Origin of the sequence: Mesorhizobium sp. M5C.F.Ca.ET.164.01.1.1, assembly GCF_004792125.1 — a bacterium.
Taxonomy (GTDB): Bacteria; Pseudomonadota; Alphaproteobacteria; order Rhizobiales; family Rhizobiaceae; genus Mesorhizobium; species Mesorhizobium wenxiniae.
Genome location: NZ_SRTG01000001.1, coordinates 1,884,337 through 1,899,835 on the forward strand (window position 1 = coordinate 1,884,337; position 15,499 = coordinate 1,899,835).

At 60.2% G+C, this 15,499-nt stretch carries 20 protein-coding genes and 1 tRNA gene; 7 read left to right on the forward strand and 14 right to left on the reverse strand.

Going from position 1 to position 15,499, the window contains the following annotated elements; translation table 11 throughout:
• Positions 1-20: 20 nt before the first annotated feature.
• From kdpA to EN807_RS09365, 11 genes are all read right to left on the reverse strand, one after another.
• The gene (gene kdpA, locus EN807_RS09315) at positions 21-1,724 is read right to left on the reverse strand and encodes a potassium-transporting ATPase subunit KdpA (protein WP_135934712.1); all 1,704 of its coding nucleotides are present in this window, start codon (positions 1,722-1,724) and stop codon (positions 21-23) included.
• 34 nt (positions 1,725-1,758) lie between these two features.
• Positions 1,759-1,848: a K(+)-transporting ATPase subunit F gene (gene kdpF, locus EN807_RS09320; RefSeq protein ID WP_135934713.1), complete on the reverse strand. Its 90-nt coding sequence runs from the start codon at positions 1,846-1,848 to the stop codon at positions 1,759-1,761.
• 350 nt (positions 1,849-2,198) lie between these two features.
• Positions 2,199-3,383 (reverse strand): hypothetical protein, encoded by a 1,185-nt coding sequence (locus EN807_RS09325; RefSeq protein WP_246684043.1) that lies wholly within the window; start codon positions 3,381-3,383, stop codon positions 2,199-2,201.
• 383 nt (positions 3,384-3,766) lie between these two features.
• Complete coding sequence (locus EN807_RS09330) at positions 3,767-4,492, reverse strand: class I SAM-dependent methyltransferase (RefSeq protein WP_245477519.1); 726 nt, start codon at positions 4,490-4,492, stop codon at positions 3,767-3,769.
• Positions 4,449-5,498: a glycosyltransferase family 2 protein gene (locus tag EN807_RS09335; RefSeq protein WP_246684044.1), complete on the reverse strand. Its 1,050-nt coding sequence runs from the start codon at positions 5,496-5,498 to the stop codon at positions 4,449-4,451. The genes EN807_RS09330 and EN807_RS09335 overlap by 44 nt, the downstream gene beginning before the upstream one ends.
• Before the next feature lie 134 nt (positions 5,499-5,632).
• Entirely contained in the window at positions 5,633-5,815 is a 183-nt protein-coding gene (locus EN807_RS09340) for a hypothetical protein (RefSeq protein ID WP_135934716.1), read from the reverse strand.
• Complete coding sequence (locus EN807_RS09345; protein WP_135934717.1) at positions 5,815-6,003, reverse strand: DUF3606 domain-containing protein; 189 nt, start codon at positions 6,001-6,003, stop codon at positions 5,815-5,817. The genes EN807_RS09340 and EN807_RS09345 overlap by 1 nt, the downstream gene beginning before the upstream one ends.
• A gap of 156 nt (positions 6,004-6,159) precedes the next feature.
• Positions 6,160-6,420, reverse strand: coding sequence for a DUF982 domain-containing protein (locus tag EN807_RS09350; RefSeq protein ID WP_135934718.1), 261 nt, complete (start codon positions 6,418-6,420; stop codon positions 6,160-6,162).
• 154 nt (positions 6,421-6,574) lie between these two features.
• On the reverse strand, positions 6,575-6,805 hold the full coding sequence (locus tag EN807_RS09355; protein WP_135934719.1) for a hypothetical protein: 231 nt from the start codon (positions 6,803-6,805) through the stop codon (positions 6,575-6,577).
• Between the two features lie 213 nt (positions 6,806-7,018).
• Positions 7,019-7,294: an Atu4866 domain-containing protein gene (locus tag EN807_RS09360; protein WP_246684141.1), complete on the reverse strand. Its 276-nt coding sequence runs from the start codon at positions 7,292-7,294 to the stop codon at positions 7,019-7,021.
• A 202-nt stretch (positions 7,295-7,496) separates the two neighbouring features.
• On the reverse strand, positions 7,497-8,222 hold the full coding sequence (locus tag EN807_RS09365) for an SDR family oxidoreductase (RefSeq protein ID WP_135934720.1): 726 nt from the start codon (positions 8,220-8,222) through the stop codon (positions 7,497-7,499).
• A 122-nt stretch (positions 8,223-8,344) separates the two neighbouring features.
• Here EN807_RS09365 and EN807_RS09370 point away from each other — a divergent pair, with 122 nt between their 5' ends.
• Entirely contained in the window at positions 8,345-9,235 is an 891-nt protein-coding gene (locus tag EN807_RS09370) for a LysR family transcriptional regulator (protein WP_135934721.1), read from the forward strand.
• 151 nt (positions 9,236-9,386) lie between these two features.
• Entirely contained in the window at positions 9,387-9,584 is a 198-nt protein-coding gene (locus EN807_RS09375) for a hypothetical protein (protein WP_135934722.1), read from the forward strand.
• 36 nt (positions 9,585-9,620) lie between these two features.
• Here the strand turns inward: EN807_RS09375 and EN807_RS09380 are convergent, their stop codons facing one another.
• Positions 9,621-9,809, reverse strand: coding sequence for a DUF3606 domain-containing protein (locus EN807_RS09380; RefSeq protein WP_127315913.1), 189 nt, complete (start codon positions 9,807-9,809; stop codon positions 9,621-9,623).
• A gap of 71 nt (positions 9,810-9,880) precedes the next feature.
• On the opposite strand from EN807_RS09380, the gene EN807_RS09385 reads away from it, so the two are divergent.
• Entirely contained in the window at positions 9,881-10,768 is an 888-nt protein-coding gene (locus EN807_RS09385; RefSeq protein WP_246684045.1) for an RNA ligase family protein, read from the forward strand.
• Positions 10,769-11,802: 1,034 nt separating this feature from the next.
• Positions 11,803-12,177 (forward strand): VanZ family protein, encoded by a 375-nt coding sequence (locus tag EN807_RS09390; RefSeq protein WP_135934723.1) that lies wholly within the window; start codon positions 11,803-11,805, stop codon positions 12,175-12,177.
• 67 nt (positions 12,178-12,244) lie between these two features.
• Here the strand turns inward: EN807_RS09390 and EN807_RS09395 are convergent.
• Positions 12,245-12,334, reverse strand: a tRNA-Ser gene (locus tag EN807_RS09395).
• A 421-nt stretch (positions 12,335-12,755) separates the two neighbouring features.
• On the opposite strand from EN807_RS09395, the gene EN807_RS09400 reads away from it, so the two are divergent.
• The 3 genes from EN807_RS09400 (at position 12,756) to EN807_RS09410 (ending at position 14,982) form a co-directional block, all read left to right on the forward strand.
• Positions 12,756-13,073, forward strand: a complete 318-nt coding sequence (locus tag EN807_RS09400; protein ID WP_135934724.1) for a hypothetical protein — start codon at positions 12,756-12,758, stop codon at positions 13,071-13,073.
• 49 nt (positions 13,074-13,122) lie between these two features.
• Entirely contained in the window at positions 13,123-13,785 is a 663-nt protein-coding gene (msrA, locus tag EN807_RS09405) for a peptide-methionine (S)-S-oxide reductase MsrA (RefSeq protein ID WP_135934725.1), read from the forward strand.
• A 207-nt stretch (positions 13,786-13,992) separates the two neighbouring features.
• Positions 13,993-14,982: a BMP family ABC transporter substrate-binding protein gene (locus EN807_RS09410; RefSeq protein WP_135934726.1), complete on the forward strand. Its 990-nt coding sequence runs from the start codon at positions 13,993-13,995 to the stop codon at positions 14,980-14,982.
• 67 nt (positions 14,983-15,049) lie between these two features.
• Here EN807_RS09410 and EN807_RS09415 read toward each other — a convergent pair whose 3' ends face one another.
• A complete protein-coding gene (locus tag EN807_RS09415) occupies positions 15,050-15,259 on the reverse strand; it encodes a SlyX family protein (RefSeq protein ID WP_095488524.1) in 210 nt (69 codons plus the stop codon).
• Positions 15,260-15,499 lie beyond the last annotated feature (240 nt).

A 15,499-nucleotide genomic window follows, 5' to 3' on the forward strand; every position in this document is an offset into this window, starting at 1 on the left:
TGATCCAAAGTGGGGCGGTTTCAGAATGTCTGCCCGTGGATGCCAGCCAGGTGCTCGACGATCGGTCCGACCGCCAGCGCCGGGAAGAAGGTGAGGCCGCCGACGATCAGAATGACGCCGACCAGCAGCCCGACGAACAGCGGCCCGTCGGTCGGGAAGGTGCCGGCGGAGGCGGGCACTGTCTTCTTGGCGACCAGCGAACCGGCGATCGCCAGAGCCGGGATGATGACCAGGAAGCGGCCCATGAGCATGCCGATTCCGAGCGTGATGTTGTACCAGGGCGTGTTGCCGGTCAGGCCGCCAAAGGCCGAGCCGTTGTTGGCGGCGGCCGAGGTGTAGGCATAGAGAACCTCGGAGAAGCCGTGCGGGCCGGCATTGGCCATCGAAGCGACGCCTGTCGGCAGCACCACCGCGATGGCGGTGAAGATCAGCATCGCCAGCGGCAGGCAGAGAATGGCCAGCATTGCCATCTTGATCTCCTTGGCCTCGATCTTCTTGCCGAGATATTCGGGCGTGCGTCCGACCATCAGTCCGGCGACGAACACGGCGATCACGATGTACATCAGGATGCCGTAGAGGCCGGCGCCGACACCGCCGACAATGACCTCGCCGAGCTGCATGTTGATGATCGGGATCATGCCGCCAAGCGCCGTGAAGCTGTCATGCATCGCGTTGACGGCGCCGCAGGACGCGGCCGTGGTGATGACCGCAAACAGGGCCGACAAAGCGATGCCGAAGCGCGTTTCCTTGCCTTCCATGTTGCCGCCGTCGATGCCCAACGCATGAACCAGCGGATTGCCTGACGCCTCCGCCCAGTAGCAGACGGTGACGCCAGCGATGAACAGGAGGCCCATCGCGGTCAAGATCGCCCAACCCTGGCGCTGGTTGCCGTTCATGCGGCCGAAGACGTTGGTCAGCGCCGCACCGATGGCGAAGATCGAAACCATCTGGATGAGGTTCGAGATCGCGTCGGGATTTTCGAAAGGATGCGCGGCATTGGCGTTGAAGAAGCCGCCGCCATTGGTGCCGAGCATTTTGATGGCGATCTGCGAGGCGGCTGGCCCGACCGCGATCGTCTGCCGCGCGCCCTCCAATGTTGTAGCGTCGAGATAGGCGCTGAGCGTCTGCGGTATGCCGAGATAGACATAGACCAGCGTCAGCACGATGCAGAGCGGCAACAGCAGGTAAAGGGTGCACCGGGTCATATCGACCCAGAAATTGCCGATCGATTTGCCGGAGGCCTTGGTGAAGCCGCGGATCAGCGCGATTGCGATGGCGATGCCGGTCGCCGCGGACAGGAAGTTCTGCACGGTGAGGCCGGCCATCTGCACGAGATAGGACATCGTGCTTTCGCCGCCGTAGTTCTGCCAGTTGGTGTTGGTCATGAAACTGGCGGCGGTGTTGAAGGCGAGCCCGGGTTCGACGGCGGTCATACCGGCGGGATTGTAAGGGAGGCTGCCTTGCAGCCGCTGCAGGACGTAGAGCACCAGGAAACCGGCCAGGTTGAAGAACAGCAGGGCCGCCGCATAGGTGGTCCAGTGCTGCTCCTCACGCTCGCTGGTTCCCGAGATGCGATAAAGGCGTCGCTCGACAGGACCCAAAATCGGCGACAGGAATGTGCGGTCGCCGCTGAAAACGCGATACATGTAGCCGCCGAGCGGCTTCACGAGCAAAAAAACGGTCCCGCAATAGACGAGGATCTGTATCCATCCGTTGAAAGTCATAGGTTTAGCTTTCCGTGCCTTCGCACAGTTGCCGTTAGAAACGTTTTGGGCGAACGAGGGCGTATGTCAGGTAGGCGAGAAGGAACAAGGTCACAGCGCCACCGAGGATACAGTCGACAAGCATGTTGCGATCCTTCCGCCTAAAGACTGTCGCAGGCTCTGATGAAAGCGAAGAACAGGGTAAAAAACAAAAACCCTATTCCGAGAACGATGATGTCCATCGCGCGTGTTCCTTATTTTTCGCTTTATTCTCGCTTCACCTGCAGACGGCAGGTCCGAAATCATACGGAAGCACCCCGCCACAACGGCAGAGTGACCGAGATGCGTGTTTCAGGTAGAATATGGCTCGAGACACCATAAAGGTTCGAGACGTGGCGAAGAGGAAAGAAATAAAAATTCTATAGGGATTTTCCCGCCGGGATCTCGGCGCGGCGTTTAAAGACAAGTCGTGCGCCGGCGCGAAGCCGCCGAAAATCAGCGATCGCGCGTATAGATCACGGCATAGTCGTCGGCATACGCGCGCTTCCAGCCCAGGTCATCGAAGAATGGAATGCGGCTGTCGTCCGGCGTCAGCAAGGCCCAGTCTATCGCATGCTTCTTTAGCTGGGCTTCGAGGACAGGCTTTCCACCGCTGCGTCCTGTCTCGGCATCTGTCTTCATAAAGCCGTTGAGAAAGAGCTGATCTGTCCGGCCGTCGATGAATGTTTTGATTCCATGGAAGATTAAGCTGCCACCGAAGTTGTAGGAATTCAGGACATTGCCTGACAAATGATTATTTTCGACGAATGCGAGCGCATCCTTGGCCGAAGTCTTCTGGCTCGGCTCGACCTGATAGGCGCTCGCGAGCATTGCGGTTGCCCCCACCAGCAAAACGCCTGCCACGCCGCAGATCCGGTAGAATCGCTCTGCGAAAAACCGTTCCAGCCCGTCGCGTCTGTCGGACACCCATTTCCCTAGGGAAAGCGCGGGATATTGCTCGGCAATCTCGGCCGCAAGCACGATCGGGACCAGCAGAAAGAACAGGTACATGAAGCGCAGATGGGTGAGATAGATATGCCAGGCAAAGACGATGAAAAGCGCCTTTGCCCAGCCGACGCGAAGTCTCGACACAAGCAGCGCGAAAAAGAACAATAGGATACCCACTTCCTGGAACGGTTGATCCGAGGCGTCGAACGGTTTCCACTCGATGATCAAGGGAACCGCTTCATTGCCATAGGCTACCGTGAAAGTGGCAAGGATGGCCTTGATGCCATAGGGATTGATCAAGCTGACCACTGGGCAGAGCAGTCCGAAGGCAACCCATTTGCCAAGGAGTACGGGGTTGGACAGGCGGGTTCGCACAAGAAGATCGAGGCCGGCGAAGGCCGCGATGACGAAGCCAAGGGTAAAGGTCGCGTGGAGATTGGCCCACAAGACAAGCAGGGCAAGCAGCCACAGAGGCGGTTCCTGCTCATTGCGCGCTGCGCGGAAAAGCATTGCGGTCCAGATCACGATGATGGGCAGGGTAAAGATGTGCGGACGCGCGGTGTAGATCGGGGAGATCAAGGCCGCCGCGAACAAGGCCAGTCCCACTGCCGCCATCGGTCTCAACCAGGTGCTGAGACACCATGAGAGCAGCGCGCCCGTCAGGGCGATGGTTGAGATGATCAGCAGCGCCACGCCGTTCCAGCGGCCTGTCGTGTAGGCGAGCGCGAGGAGAACCTGTCCAAGCCATTCCTTGGCGATCCACGGCTGGCCGGCGAAAGTATGAGAATAGCTGTCGACAAGCGGGAACCTACGATTTGCCAGCAGATCGAGCCCCACCTTGACCTGCCACCAACAGTCGGGGTCCTGCAGGATGGCTTGGGCGTGGGCGGAAAGCGCGAATGCCACGAGAGGTGCGACGAGCAGGCAGAGCATCGCCCTGGCCCGCTGCGCGTCGTCGACCGACGACGCGGTCGCAACGGTCGCCTGAATCCCGTTCATATCATAGCTCCAAGCCGCTCTGCGGCGTATCGATTGGCGGTTTCAGCTTGTCGCTCATCCGAGGGCAGGGCGTCCGCTCAAACGGCAGGCTTGACCGCATGCACGAAATATTGGGCTCCCATAGGCATCCTGGTCAGGAAGCGCTCCAAGGGTCGCAATTTTGCGAGCACGCGTGGGAAAAAGATCCGGTAGACGACATCGGATTTGGAGAAGCCGGCCGCAGCCATTCGCTTGCGCAAATCGCGGCTGTTGATCAGAATTGCGTTCTCGTCGAAAGCACAGTTTCGCACCGCGTGCGTCGTCAGCGGATTCCAGGGATTGTGCTCGAATAAAAAGAAGCTGCCACCACCGGTCAGCACTCTCTCGATCTCCTTGATCAGGCCGACATGGAGGTCTTCAGGGATGTGATGGAACACGCATGCGGCGAAGGCGAGATCGAAACTTGCGTCGTTATAAGGGATCGTTTCGCCGTCGAAGTGCCTGAAATCGGCTTGGCCGGGAAAGCGCTTGCGGGCGATGTCGAGCGACTGGGAGGAGGGATCGAGCAAGGTGATTTCGCTGTCGGGAAATGCGGCGCGCATGGGCCCCAGCGAATTGCCGACGCCCGCACCGAAGTCGAGTATCCGCCGCGGCTTCACGTTGGAGTGAGCCAGCCTTGCGGCGACGTCGTCGATCTTGTACTGCGCGAAGAAATCCGGGGTTTCGCCGCTCAGCCGGATACTTGCGGCATGCTGCTGCTGATATTCCAGCGCGAACTGATCAAACTCGGCCTGAAGCACGCGCGGCTCCCTTCGCCAGTTCATGGGCCATTTCCTGAAGACGATGGACGGGCAGTTTCCCGGCGGCAGGATCATGGGCAGCAATCTCGTTTATGAGGTAAAGCGGCCGCCGCTTGGTCTCCATATACATGCGCCCGAGATATTCCCCGAAAATCCCAAGGACCAGAAGCTGAACGCTGCCGAGGATCAGGACGATTGCCGCCAGGCTGGTCCAGCCGGGCAACACGCTGCCGGCAAACCATGAGAAGAGCGTGTAGCCGAGCGCAGCAAGACCGAGAAAGCCGAAGATCAAGCCGAGATGCGAGGCGAACCGCAAGGGCACGATGGAGAAGCTCGTCATCGCATCCATTGCCAGAAGCACCATCTTCTTCAATGGGTAATGCGTGGTGCCTGCGAAACGCTGGTGCCGCTCATAGGCAAATGCCACCTGCTTCAGGCCGATCCAGCTCACCATGCCGCGAATGAAGCGGTAACGCTCGGGCATCGCATTGAGATGATCAAGCGCGCGGCGGCTCATAAGTCGAAAATCCCCGGAATCGAGCGCCATGTCGACGTCCACCATCTTGCGCAGCAGACGGTAGAACAATGCGGCGGTTGCGCGCTTGAACCAGCCTTCGCCCTGGCGCTTCACCCGCTGGCCATAGACGACGTCGAACCCCTCATCCATCTTTGCCATCATGGCTTTGAGCAATTCCGGCGGGTCCTGGAGGTCGGCATCGAGAATGAGAATGCGCTGGCCGCGGCAGAACTCCAGGCCCGCGCTGAGCGCAATCTGGTGGCCGTAATTTCGGGCGAGGTCTATGCCGACGACGTGGCTGTCCTGTTTGGCGAGTTCGAATATGGCCTCGCGGGTGCCGTCGGTGGCTCCGTCGATGACCAGCACGATCTCGTAGGAATGCCCCGCTTGTTCATGGCAAACGGCTGTGACGCGCCGGTAAAGTTCGGCGACCCCACCGATTTCATTATAGCACGGTACGACAACCGACAGCGCGACGGCGCGTCGCGCCGCGATTTTCTCTGTTTGCGCCAAAAGCCCAGCTCCCATGGTTAGAACGGGAATAGGCCGAATTTGTTAGAAAATTGATAAGCCGCTCGGCATTGCCGGCCGTGACGCCAGCGTAGGACCCTGGTGCGGGCATGGCAACGCTCCGCCAAATCGGCGGCTCAGCCTTCGGCCTTGAAGTTCTTCGCTTCCTTCTCGACCTTGGCGCTGTCCTTGCCGTGCTTGTGCATCAAATCCTTGGCTTGGTTGGGCGAAACGTCGGTCGTCTCGGCCAAGCGCAGGGCTTCCTCGTCGTCCGGTTCGCGTTTCTTCCGATCGGCCATTGCGTTTCGTTTTTCAGCCATCACAGCGCCTTTATGCTCTTGGCGATTTCGTTCAGCACCTTGCGATCGGTGCCGTGGCGCTTAATCAGCGTGCGCGCCTGGTCGGGAGTGATGCCGGCTTCCTCGGCGAAATGCCTCACCTCATAGTCTTCGTCACCGGCTACTTGCGAGCGATCGCGATCGTCGGTCTTGGTCCTGTCGTCGGGCATGGCAGTTCTCCTCGTTGACCTAGAGCATAACGATGGAGATTTCGTGAGGTTCCTTAAAGCGCGTCGCGTGTGAACGCATTCATGCGACGCGCTTTAAGGCGTGTTTCTATGCATGTCGTTCTCGCAAAACCGCTGCACACGTTTGCGCGACATGCACTAGTGCCGGCCTTCGCGCACAAACACATGGGCTTCCTTGGCGGCGGCCGTGAACGCCCGCCGCGCACTGCCAACCGCCCGCCGCTGCTCCATTGCATCCATCATGGCTTTCAAGGCCGCGCGATATTTCGGCCCGCGCTTTTCGTCTGGCCATTTGTCGACCAGAAGCGAGGCCGCCTGGACCGTCCTCGTCACAGAGAGGGGGCGGCCGATCCGTCCGCTCTCGATCGTCACCGGAACGTCGAATTCTTCATCACGCATCACCGCCACTCCTTGACTCGAAGGACTGCAACGGCGCAGCGGGTTATACGTTCCGATGGCGAATGGCGTGATCCATCCCGATCACAATTTATGGTTACTGAGGAGCTTACGTCGCCGGTAGTTCAGACACTGCGCAAGCTGGGGCGGCAATGCATCAGCGGGACCGATGGTCGAACACGATCCCCATGGTCCTACCAATTGCGGTCATGACGATAAGCTCGACCAGATGGTCGTCGCTGTCCTCAAAAGCCGGGGCTGCCCGGCGGATGGCGTCTATTGCGGCTCTGGTCGATATAGTGTCGCCGGCGCGAAATCTTGAAAGCGCAGATGAAACAAGTTCCTGGGCCGTCACGTCAACGACAGGCACTCTCGAAACGATGTTCATTGGCCTCCTCCGCCATGAACCCTGCCCCGCGAGAATGATACGCCGAATGGCGGTTTCCGCCAGCGAAATAGTGGTCCGACCAGAGGCCAATCGGACCGGGGACAGCAAGCCGTGGAGAACGTGGTTCGGAAGGCAAGGTGAGCCCCTATTTTTGGCTTCGCACCAAATGACATATGGTGCAGCGGTAATTTTTTTGTCGAGATTCGACGAACGTCACTGCTTCTCCCGATACAAGATCATACCCGCGTGATGCAGCACGCCGTCAATGAACGTTCCGTCAGCGGTAAAGCCGGTATCGTCCCAATAGTCGATGTGATTTCCTCGGATCTCATAGCGCCCCTGGTACGCGCTCTCACGGTTTCCGCGCGCTTCGTCATAGCGACCGTTTGGAAGCAAGTTGTGGCGGATATAACCATCGGCCGTGACCCACATCCCGACATAGGGGTGGCTTCCCGAAGGTTGGGTAACCGTATTTTGCTCGACATTCATCTGGGCGAGACCTTTCTGTACGGGTAAAACGGCGGCGCCGGCAAGAAGCACGGCAGCGGCAAGCATCCAAATCTGCTTCATGCGACAGCTCCTCAGGGTTGTTTTCCGGGAGCGGCGCGACGCTCCGTGAACAACTCGGAGAGCGTTTGCGATGCTGCGATCGCGCGACGAGGTGTGAAAACGAAAACCCATTTTCGCCTCCCTACTTGCTGGCTGTCGGCCGGATGACGATCTCGTTCACATCGACATCGTCCGGCTGTTCGACGGCAAAGCGCACGGCACGGCCGATCGCGTCGGGCTGCAGCGCAATGGCGCGATAGGTTTTCATCGCTTCCACCGCGACCGGATCGGTGATCGTGTCGGCGAGCTCGCTCTCGACCACGCCGGGATGGATGCAGGTGATGCGGATGTTGTCGTGCTCTTGCCGCAAGCCATCGGAGATGGCGCGCACCGCGTATTTGGTCGCGCAATAGACCGCGGCGGTCGGCGACACCGAAAGTGCGCCGATGGAGGCGATGTTGACGACATGGCCGGAACCTCGGGCCGTCATCTCCGGCAGCACCGCGGCGATGCCGTAGAGCACGCCCTTGATGTTGACGTCGACCATCCGGTCCCATTCATCGACCTTCATCGAGGCCATCAGCGACAACGGCATGACGCCGGCGTTATTGACGATCACGTCGACGCGTCCCCAGGCCTGGCGTGCCGCCTTGGCAAAGGCGGCGACATCGGCGCGGTCGGTTACGTCCAGGCGGCGTGTCATTGCATCCCCGCCCTTTGCCCTGATCTCTTCTGCGAGTGCGTCCAGCCGATCGGTGCGGCGCGCACCGAGCATGACCTTTGCTCCGGCAGCGCCGAGCTCCCGGCCGATGGCGGCGCCAATGCCGCTCGAAGCCCCGGTAATGAGCACAACTTTGTTGAGGGACATGTTTCGTCTCCGTCTGGTTGATCCTGCGAACCGCCATGCACGCGGTTGCCACGAAGATGGATCTGTTTCACTGTTGCGATAAGACGACTATTTGTTCACAGCGTGGAAAGCACAGCTAACCAATGCAGCCGGATCTCAATGCGCTTGCGGTGTTCGCCCTCGTGGCTGAAAAGCGGAGCTTTCGTGCGGCCGCGGATCGCATGGGCGTCACCCGCTCGGCTGTGAGTCAGACGATGAAGCGGCTGGAAGAGACGCTCGGTATTGCGCTTGTCCAGCGCACGACGCGAAGCGTCAGCCTGACCGAGGCTGGCGAACGCCTCCACGCCGGGATAGCGCCCGCCATTGCCGACATGCGCGCGGCAATGGAGACCACCGGGGACCTGCGTGGGCGTGCGCGCGGGCAGTTGCGGCTCGCCGTCTCGTCGATCGCCGAGTGCTTTCTTTCAGGGCCGTTCCTGGCCACCTTTGCCGAAGCCAATCCCGAGGTTCAGATCGACATCACGGTGACGGACGAGGAGTTCGACATCGTCGCCGAGGGATACGATGCCGGCGTCAGGCTCGGCGAGGTGATCGAGCAGGACATGATCGCGGTGTCTGTCGCCGGTGACGAGCGGCAACTCGCCGTCTGCGCGCCGGCCTATCGCGATCGGTTCGGGGCGCCTTCGCATCCGAGGGAGCTTGCAGGCCATCGCTGCATTGGCTGGCGCCGTGCACCGAAGGTCGCGCCTTATCGTTGGGAATTTGCAGAAAGCGGCAAGGAGTTCAGCGTCGCCGTTGCGCCGGAGATCACGACCAACGACATGGCGTTGATGATAAAGCTCGCCATCGCCGGCGCCGGCATCACCTTCGGCATGGAGGAGAGCTTTCGCCCGTGGATCGATCGGGGCGAACTGGTGCCAGTTCTCGAGGAGTATTGCCCGCGCTTTCCCGGCTTCTACCTCTATTATCCGAGCCGTCGCAACGTAGCGCCGAAGCTGCGCGCCCTTGTCGATCACCTGCGGCGCCTTGGTTAGTGTTTTCTGCCCAGCACGTCGGTCATGTCGATGTTGCAATTACATTAGCGTGAGCGCATGTTTTCGTCAGCCGGCGCAAGCCGGTTAGGCCCGGTGGCTGGCCGGTCACCCCCATAGGCTGCCGGGCCGCCTGCAACGGCTTGGGGAGGACATGACGGTCGTGATGTTGCCGGCTCTCTACGTGATGCTGCATGGAAATCCAGCCCTTGAGCCGATCGTCGCCACCGACTCCATGATCGTCCGCTGTCAGCGTGCTCATCTTTGCCTTCGTGGTTTTCTCCACCGAAACGGCGCGCTCAGTTTCGGGAATACCTGCGGTTCCACGCTAGACGGCATCGAGATGTGCTGAGCCACCAAAAGGCTCGCGCCTCCGAGAGTTTGGTCATCATTGTGCCGGCAATGCCTTCGCGGCGGCGGTCAGGGTCGCCCGATCGTTGCCGTGCTTGCGGATCAGCTCGCGCACCTGCTCCGGCGTGATGTTGTTCTGCAGAGCGAAAAAGTTCACCTCATAATCGTCGTTCGCCGATATCTTGTTGCGGTCGCGAAAGTCGCGTTTGCTTTTGTCGTCTGCCATATCGCACGTCCTTTTGGAATTTCGTCATATTCACTATGGCTAATATACGCCGGTGACCTAGACTAGGTTCCATGCGTAGGCGGGCAGTGGCCGGCACCGGCCGGCTAGAGTTCATCCTCCCGATGGAGCCCAAGCTGGTGGCCAAGCCGCCCGAGGGTGACAACTGGATTCATGAGATCAAGCTCGACGGCTATCGTGCCCAGATCATCATCAACGGCCCCGAGGATATCCGCGTCTATGCCGAAACCGGTAAGGACTGGACGCGTAAATATCTGGGCATCGTGGAAGCGGCGACGGAGCTTGAGGTCAAGAACGCCATCATCGACGGCGAGGCGGTCGTCACCGACAAGGCCGGTATGCCCGACTTCAACGCGCTCCAGAACGCCGTCCACAACAATCCCTATGGCATGTACCTCTGCGCATTCGACATTCTGCACCTGAATGGCCATGATTTGCGCGACATCGGCTGCAAGGCGCGCCGCGAAATTCTCTGCGGCATCATCAAGCCGAACAGCCGGATCCAGTTCAGCGAGGCCATGCCTGGTGAGGCCAAGTCGATCTTCTATCTCGTCGAGCAGGTCGAGCTTGAGGGAATTGTCTCGAAGCGCGCCGACAGCAAATACCGCAGCGGCCCGACCTCGAACTGGCTGAAGACCAAGAGCTTCACGGTCGACGAATTCGAACTGCTGGGCATCGAGCGCGAGCCTGGCAAGGCGGCCTTCGCCCTTTTGGCACAGCCAGGAACTGGGAAATATCTCGGTACCGCTTTCATCACCTTGGGCCGGGACATGAAGGAGCGGCTGTTGAAACGGGTTCGAGAGTATGCCGGGCCGCCGCCAGAGGCCATGAAGAAACGGCCGGCGACCCAATGGGTCAGGCCCTGGTGTAAGGCTGCGCGTCAAGCATCTCCGTGGCGACCACACCCACATACGCCAGGCGTCGCTGCTGGGTTTCAGTGACGAGAGCTAGTGCGCCTTGTCTGCGCTCTTTGAGCGTCGACGAGACCTGACTTCCTCGAGCAGCTCGCGCTCGTTGGTAGTTACGTTCCGAAAGATTGCGACAATCGTCACCGCTAAGGCTTCGGCATCCCGGCCAAAAGGGTCGATGAGTTCATCTGCGCAAACCTGATCAAAGACGCGTTCACAAATAGCCAAATCGTGAGGGCTGAGGCAGGTGCGAGTGAAACGCCGGCGCGGCATTTGCGAACCTTCGCGGCCCGCTGTCCATGCAAAAAGATAGTGGGCCTTCACAGCCAGACCAAGGGGAACGAGAGTCCGGCCTCGCGCAAGAAACGCGAGTCGTTGACCGTTTGTTCCCGGCTACCAAAATTGGTTAATTCCGTACAAGTGAGCGGGCGGTGCAAATGGATGCTCAACCGGCGTCAAAGCCACCTCCGACCATCGGGATGATGTATCAGACCTTCAGCTTCCCGATGGCGCTGTGGACAAGTTGAACCGGACGTATTCGCCGTTAGGCTTGCTTGATCATCAGCGCCCCACCGATGGGCGGTCCAGTATGCGGCGGCATGTTTCCCGATTTCGCGGCTTTTCCGGTGCTCGGCAATCCGGTCCAGAAGTGCTTCGCTGCCCACCGGCCGCCCAGATGCCGACATCGGCTGCGCGGCAATGCAAGTCGAGCCATGCTTTCAATCTACACACAGCCGAGCAAACATGGCAAAAAGCGCACTATCACCCTAATTTATGTCACCGTAATTTAATTCCAGCTTTGGCCGGCTGATTTTTCTGCGTACTGGATCTTCCGATTGACTCGGATGCTCCCACAGTCCTTCTCCCCTCGTGGGCATAGGCGTCATCCCGTTGGCCCGATGCGTTGGTCGTGGAATGCTCGCGCGCTCCACCAGAGGCGCGCGTCTTTCATCTGTTCGGCCGATGCGCCGCTCCGTTGGAGGGTAGAGATTGAGAATCTGCCTTAGCTCTGGACCACCTCGTGCTGGCCGTGACCTCTGGACTTCGGATGAAGGGGCTGACCTATATTGTTGCGCGCAGGTTCATATCCGATCGCGGCAAGGGTTGCTTTCCTTGTCGCGTTGGCCGGCGTTCTCCTGCTCGCCCTTTTTCCGGAGTGGCTCCTGCAGAATTTGGGAGTGACCTTCACGCATCATGGCAAGCTCATCCACGTCGCCGCATTCACCGTTTTGGCGGCCTTGGGAAGTCTCGGCTGGACGGAACACAAGACAAAGCTGATTGTTCTCCTCGCATTTTCGGGCCTGGCGATTGAAGTTGTTCAGGGCGCGCAACTGATAGGGCGCGGTCCGGATGTATTCGACTGGATTGCCGACTGTGCTGGCATGGCCTGCGGGATCACAATCGCAAGCTGGACAAAGTGGCTCGCTGGAGGGCTGCCATAGGTCGCCCGTTGGCCCAGGTTAGTGGTGTGGCCAAATAAACCAAATACGGCGCTAAACACTTGTTTGATGGCGGAGAGAGCGGGATTCGAACCCGCGTTACGGTTTCCCGTAAACACACTTTCCAGGCGTGCGCCTTCAACCACTCGGCCACCTCTCCGTCTTAGCATTTTCGCCGCGGCCGGTTTCGCCGCGCGGGTTGGGGAGATGCGTCTCCCTTCGGGGATTCCGGTCCGGAACTCCGAACCGTGGGCGCCGTCAACCAGCGGATACCCTTCCCCCGCACCTGAGCCGTCAAAGCAACAGGCGCGGGGCTCATCTAGTCGATCCGGTGCCGAATGCCAAGACATAACGGCACTCTATTCGCTTTGTCGGACAGGGATGCTCTGTCCATGCCATCAGTGCTGCCCTGGTAGCCGATCGCCGCAATCGGCGGCGGTGTCTTTGCCGACTGGCGCCTCAGCGGCGCAAACCGGCGTGGGTTCAACTTCGCGTGTCGCGATTGCGGATAAAGCGGGCAGATCCTATTTATCAGGCCGATACAGACATTTCTGATAAGCTTCCGGGGAGGTAAGGTCTGGATGTTCCGCTTCGTCTTCCGTCTCGCGGCACTGGTTGCGCTTTCGGTTTCCGTCATCATGGCGGTGATCGACGCGACGCGCTCGGTGGCGGCCTCCGCGCTGGTCATGACCCCGCTCAACACGAGCTGGCTGGCCGTCTCGCCGGATACGCGAAGCACCTTCGAAAGCTTCGTCCGCGACAAGGCCGGTCCGCTGCTATGGGACGGCGCCATCGCCTGGGTGCTAAACCAGCCCGGCTTTGCCGTGTTCGCGGTGCTTGCCTTCATTCTCTATATGATCGGCTACAGGCGGGAGCGGCCGACCGGGCGGTTCGCCTAGACTTGATAACTTTCCAGCGTCCCCAAACAAAGCGAAAGGGAGACCGCACATGTTTCTCAGCGACATGCTGAACAAGAAGCTCAATCTGCCGAAGTCTGGCGAGGCGCTGCCGGGCCGCGCCAAGCCTATCCCGACGGCATCCAAGCACTTCGTCTCGAAGCGGCCGCTCAAGGGGCCGTATCCCGAGGGGCTGGAGACGGCGATGTTCGGGCTGGGCTGCTTCTGGGGCGCCGAACGCCTGTTCTGGCAGGTCGAGGGTGTCTGGGTCACGGCCGTCGGCTATGCGGGCGGCGTCACCCCCAACCCGACCTATCAGGAAACCTGCACCGGCCTTACCGGCCATGCCGAAGTCGTGCTCGTCGTTTACGACCGGAGGATCGTCTCCTATGCACAGCTTCTGAAGCTGTTCTGGGAAAGCCACGACCCGACGCAGGGCATGCGCCAGGGCAACGATGTCGGTACCACCTACCGCTCGGCGATCTACACGTTCGGTGATGCGCAATACCAGGCGGCGATCGCCTCGCGCGACGCCTACGAGGCCTCGTTGCACGGCGCCGGCCGCGGCAAGATCACCACCGAGATCGCGCCGGCACCGGAGTTCTACTTCGCCGAGGAGGACCACCAGCAATATCTGGCGAAGAATCCCTACGGCTATTGCAATCTGCAGGGCACCGGCGTCACCTGCGCTATCCCGGCGGCCGCCTCCGCTTGAGGCCTTTGGTGAGACGATGATCCGTGGCGCCGCATCCCGGCGCCACGCTTTTCCAAAGGTCAAAATTCCGCGTGAATTTTGTTTCGGGCCGTGCCAGATTGCCCGGAAGCGGGAGGACGACACTCCCGTCTGACGTCGCATGCCGGCCGGAGAACCGGGTTGGCAGGCGGTGCATAACGGAAAAATAACCGACAGGGTGTGGATCATATGAAACGTATCGTTCTCGGCCTCCTGGCCGCAACTGCAATGGTTCTTCCGGCCTTCGCCGCGGACATCCAGCCAGCACTTCTCTACGATCTCGGCGGCAAGTTCGACAAGTCGTTCAACGAGGCGTCCTACAATGGCGCCGAAAAGTTCACGGCCGAAACCGGCATTGCCTATGTGGAATTCGAGGTCAGCAACGCAACCCAGCGCGAGCAGGCGCTGCGCCGTTTCGCCGAGGACGGCCGCAATCCGATCGCCATGGCGGGCTTCTCCTGGGCAGATGCGCTGGAGAAGATCGCCGTCGAGTTTCCAGAGACCAAATTCGCCATCATCGACATGGTCGTCGACAAGCCCAATGTCCGCTCCGTCGTCTACAAGGAGCAGGAAGGCTCCTACCTCGTCGGCGTGATGGCCGCGATGGCCTCGAAGACCAAAAAGGTCGGCTTCATCGGCGGCATGGACATTCCGCTGATCCGCAGATTCGGCTGCGGCTATGTCGGCGGCGCGAAGGCGGCCGGCGCGACCGATGTCATCCAGAACATGACCGGCGATACGCCGGCAGCCTGGAACGATCCGGCCAAAGGCGGCGAGATCGCCAAGACGCAGATCGACCAGGGCGCCGACGTGATCTACGCGGCGGCAGGCGGCACCGGTGTCGGCGTGCTGCAGGCAGCGGCCGACGCCGGCAAGCTCGGCATCGGCGTCGATTCCAACCAGAACGGCCTGCAGCCCGGCAAGGTGCTGACCTCCATGGTCAAGCGCGTCGACGTCGCCGTCTACAATACCTTCATGGACGCCAAGAACGACAAGTTCACCGGCGGCATCAACGATCTCGGCCTGAAGGAGGGCGGCGTCGACTATGCCATGGACGACAACAACAAGGCGCTTGTCGACGACGCGATGAAGGCGGCGGTCGAAAAGGCCAAGGCCGACATCATCGCCGGTACCATCAAGGTGCACGACTACATGTCGGACAACGCCTGCCCCTATTGATCGTGAGATTGCCGATCTGATCGAAGCCGCCGGGTGAAAGCCCGGCGGCTTTGCTTTCTCAGTAGGCTTACCAATGCGGTGGCTTGGTCACCGGCACGTCGGGTGCGGCCTGTTCCTCCAGCGCCAGGAAGCGATCGGTCAGCGCATCGAGCTTGCGCTGCATGCGCTCGATCACCTTCCACTGCTCGGCGATCTGGCCGGACAGTTCCTCGATGGTCTTCTCCTGCTCGGCGGCGCGGATTTCCAGCGTCGTCAGCCGGTCGGCGGGCATGGTCATCTGAAAAAACTCGGTTTCTTGCTGCGCAACTCTCAGGAGATGCGAATTTCGGGATTCGCCATATTAGAGCGACATGCGTCCAATTGGACGCCGAAAATACGCTCTAAGCCTTACAATCTTCGCGTCGTGCTGCTGAAAATCCAACCCGATTTTCAGGCCGATGAGATGTGAAGGCCGCGGCCACGTTCGAAATTGACAAGCGCGCGGTGATTTGTCGAGAGTGAACGCTGCTCCGGCCAA

Excerpts from the sequence above, each read along its gene's own strand:
- EN807_RS09355 (WP_135934719.1), bottom strand. The coding sequence starts at position 6,805 with ATGAACATCGTTTCGAGAGTGCCTGTCGTTGACGTGACGGCCCAGGAA.
- EN807_RS09350 (WP_135934718.1), bottom strand. The coding sequence starts at position 6,420 with ATGCGTGATGAAGAATTCGACGTTCCGGTGACGATCGAGAGCGGACGG.
- EN807_RS09410 (WP_135934726.1), top strand. The coding sequence starts at position 13,993 with ATGAAACGTATCGTTCTCGGCCTCCTGGCCGCAACTGCAATGGTTCTT.
- EN807_RS09345 (WP_135934717.1), bottom strand. The coding sequence starts at position 6,003 with ATGCCCGACGACAGGACCAAGACCGACGATCGCGATCGCTCGCAAGTA.
- EN807_RS09365 (WP_135934720.1), bottom strand. The coding sequence starts at position 8,222 with ATGTCCCTCAACAAAGTTGTGCTCATTACCGGGGCTTCGAGCGGCATT.
- msrA (WP_135934725.1), top strand. The coding sequence starts at position 13,123 with ATGTTTCTCAGCGACATGCTGAACAAGAAGCTCAATCTGCCGAAGTCT.
- EN807_RS09340 (WP_135934716.1), bottom strand. The coding sequence starts at position 5,815 with ATGGCTGAAAAACGAAACGCAATGGCCGATCGGAAGAAACGCGAACCG.
- EN807_RS09330 (WP_245477519.1), bottom strand. The coding sequence starts at position 4,492 with ATGAACTGGCGAAGGGAGCCGCGCGTGCTTCAGGCCGAGTTTGATCAG.
- kdpF (WP_135934713.1), bottom strand. The coding sequence starts at position 1,848 with ATGCTTGTCGACTGTATCCTCGGTGGCGCTGTGACCTTGTTCCTTCTC.
- EN807_RS09370 (WP_135934721.1), top strand. The coding sequence starts at position 8,345 with ATGCAGCCGGATCTCAATGCGCTTGCGGTGTTCGCCCTCGTGGCTGAA.
- EN807_RS09415 (WP_095488524.1), bottom strand. The coding sequence starts at position 15,259 with ATGACCATGCCCGCCGACCGGCTGACGACGCTGGAAATCCGCGCCGCC.
- EN807_RS09375 (WP_135934722.1), top strand. The coding sequence starts at position 9,387 with ATGACGGTCGTGATGTTGCCGGCTCTCTACGTGATGCTGCATGGAAAT.
- EN807_RS09380 (WP_127315913.1), bottom strand. The coding sequence starts at position 9,809 with ATGGCAGACGACAAAAGCAAACGCGACTTTCGCGACCGCAACAAGATA.
- EN807_RS09400 (WP_135934724.1), top strand. The coding sequence starts at position 12,756 with ATGTTCCGCTTCGTCTTCCGTCTCGCGGCACTGGTTGCGCTTTCGGTT.
- kdpA (WP_135934712.1), bottom strand. The coding sequence starts at position 1,724 with ATGACTTTCAACGGATGGATACAGATCCTCGTCTATTGCGGGACCGTT.
- EN807_RS09360 (WP_246684141.1), bottom strand. The coding sequence starts at position 7,294 with ATGAATGTCGAGCAAAATACGGTTACCCAACCTTCGGGAAGCCACCCC.
- EN807_RS09385 (WP_246684045.1), top strand. The coding sequence starts at position 9,881 with ATGCGTAGGCGGGCAGTGGCCGGCACCGGCCGGCTAGAGTTCATCCTC.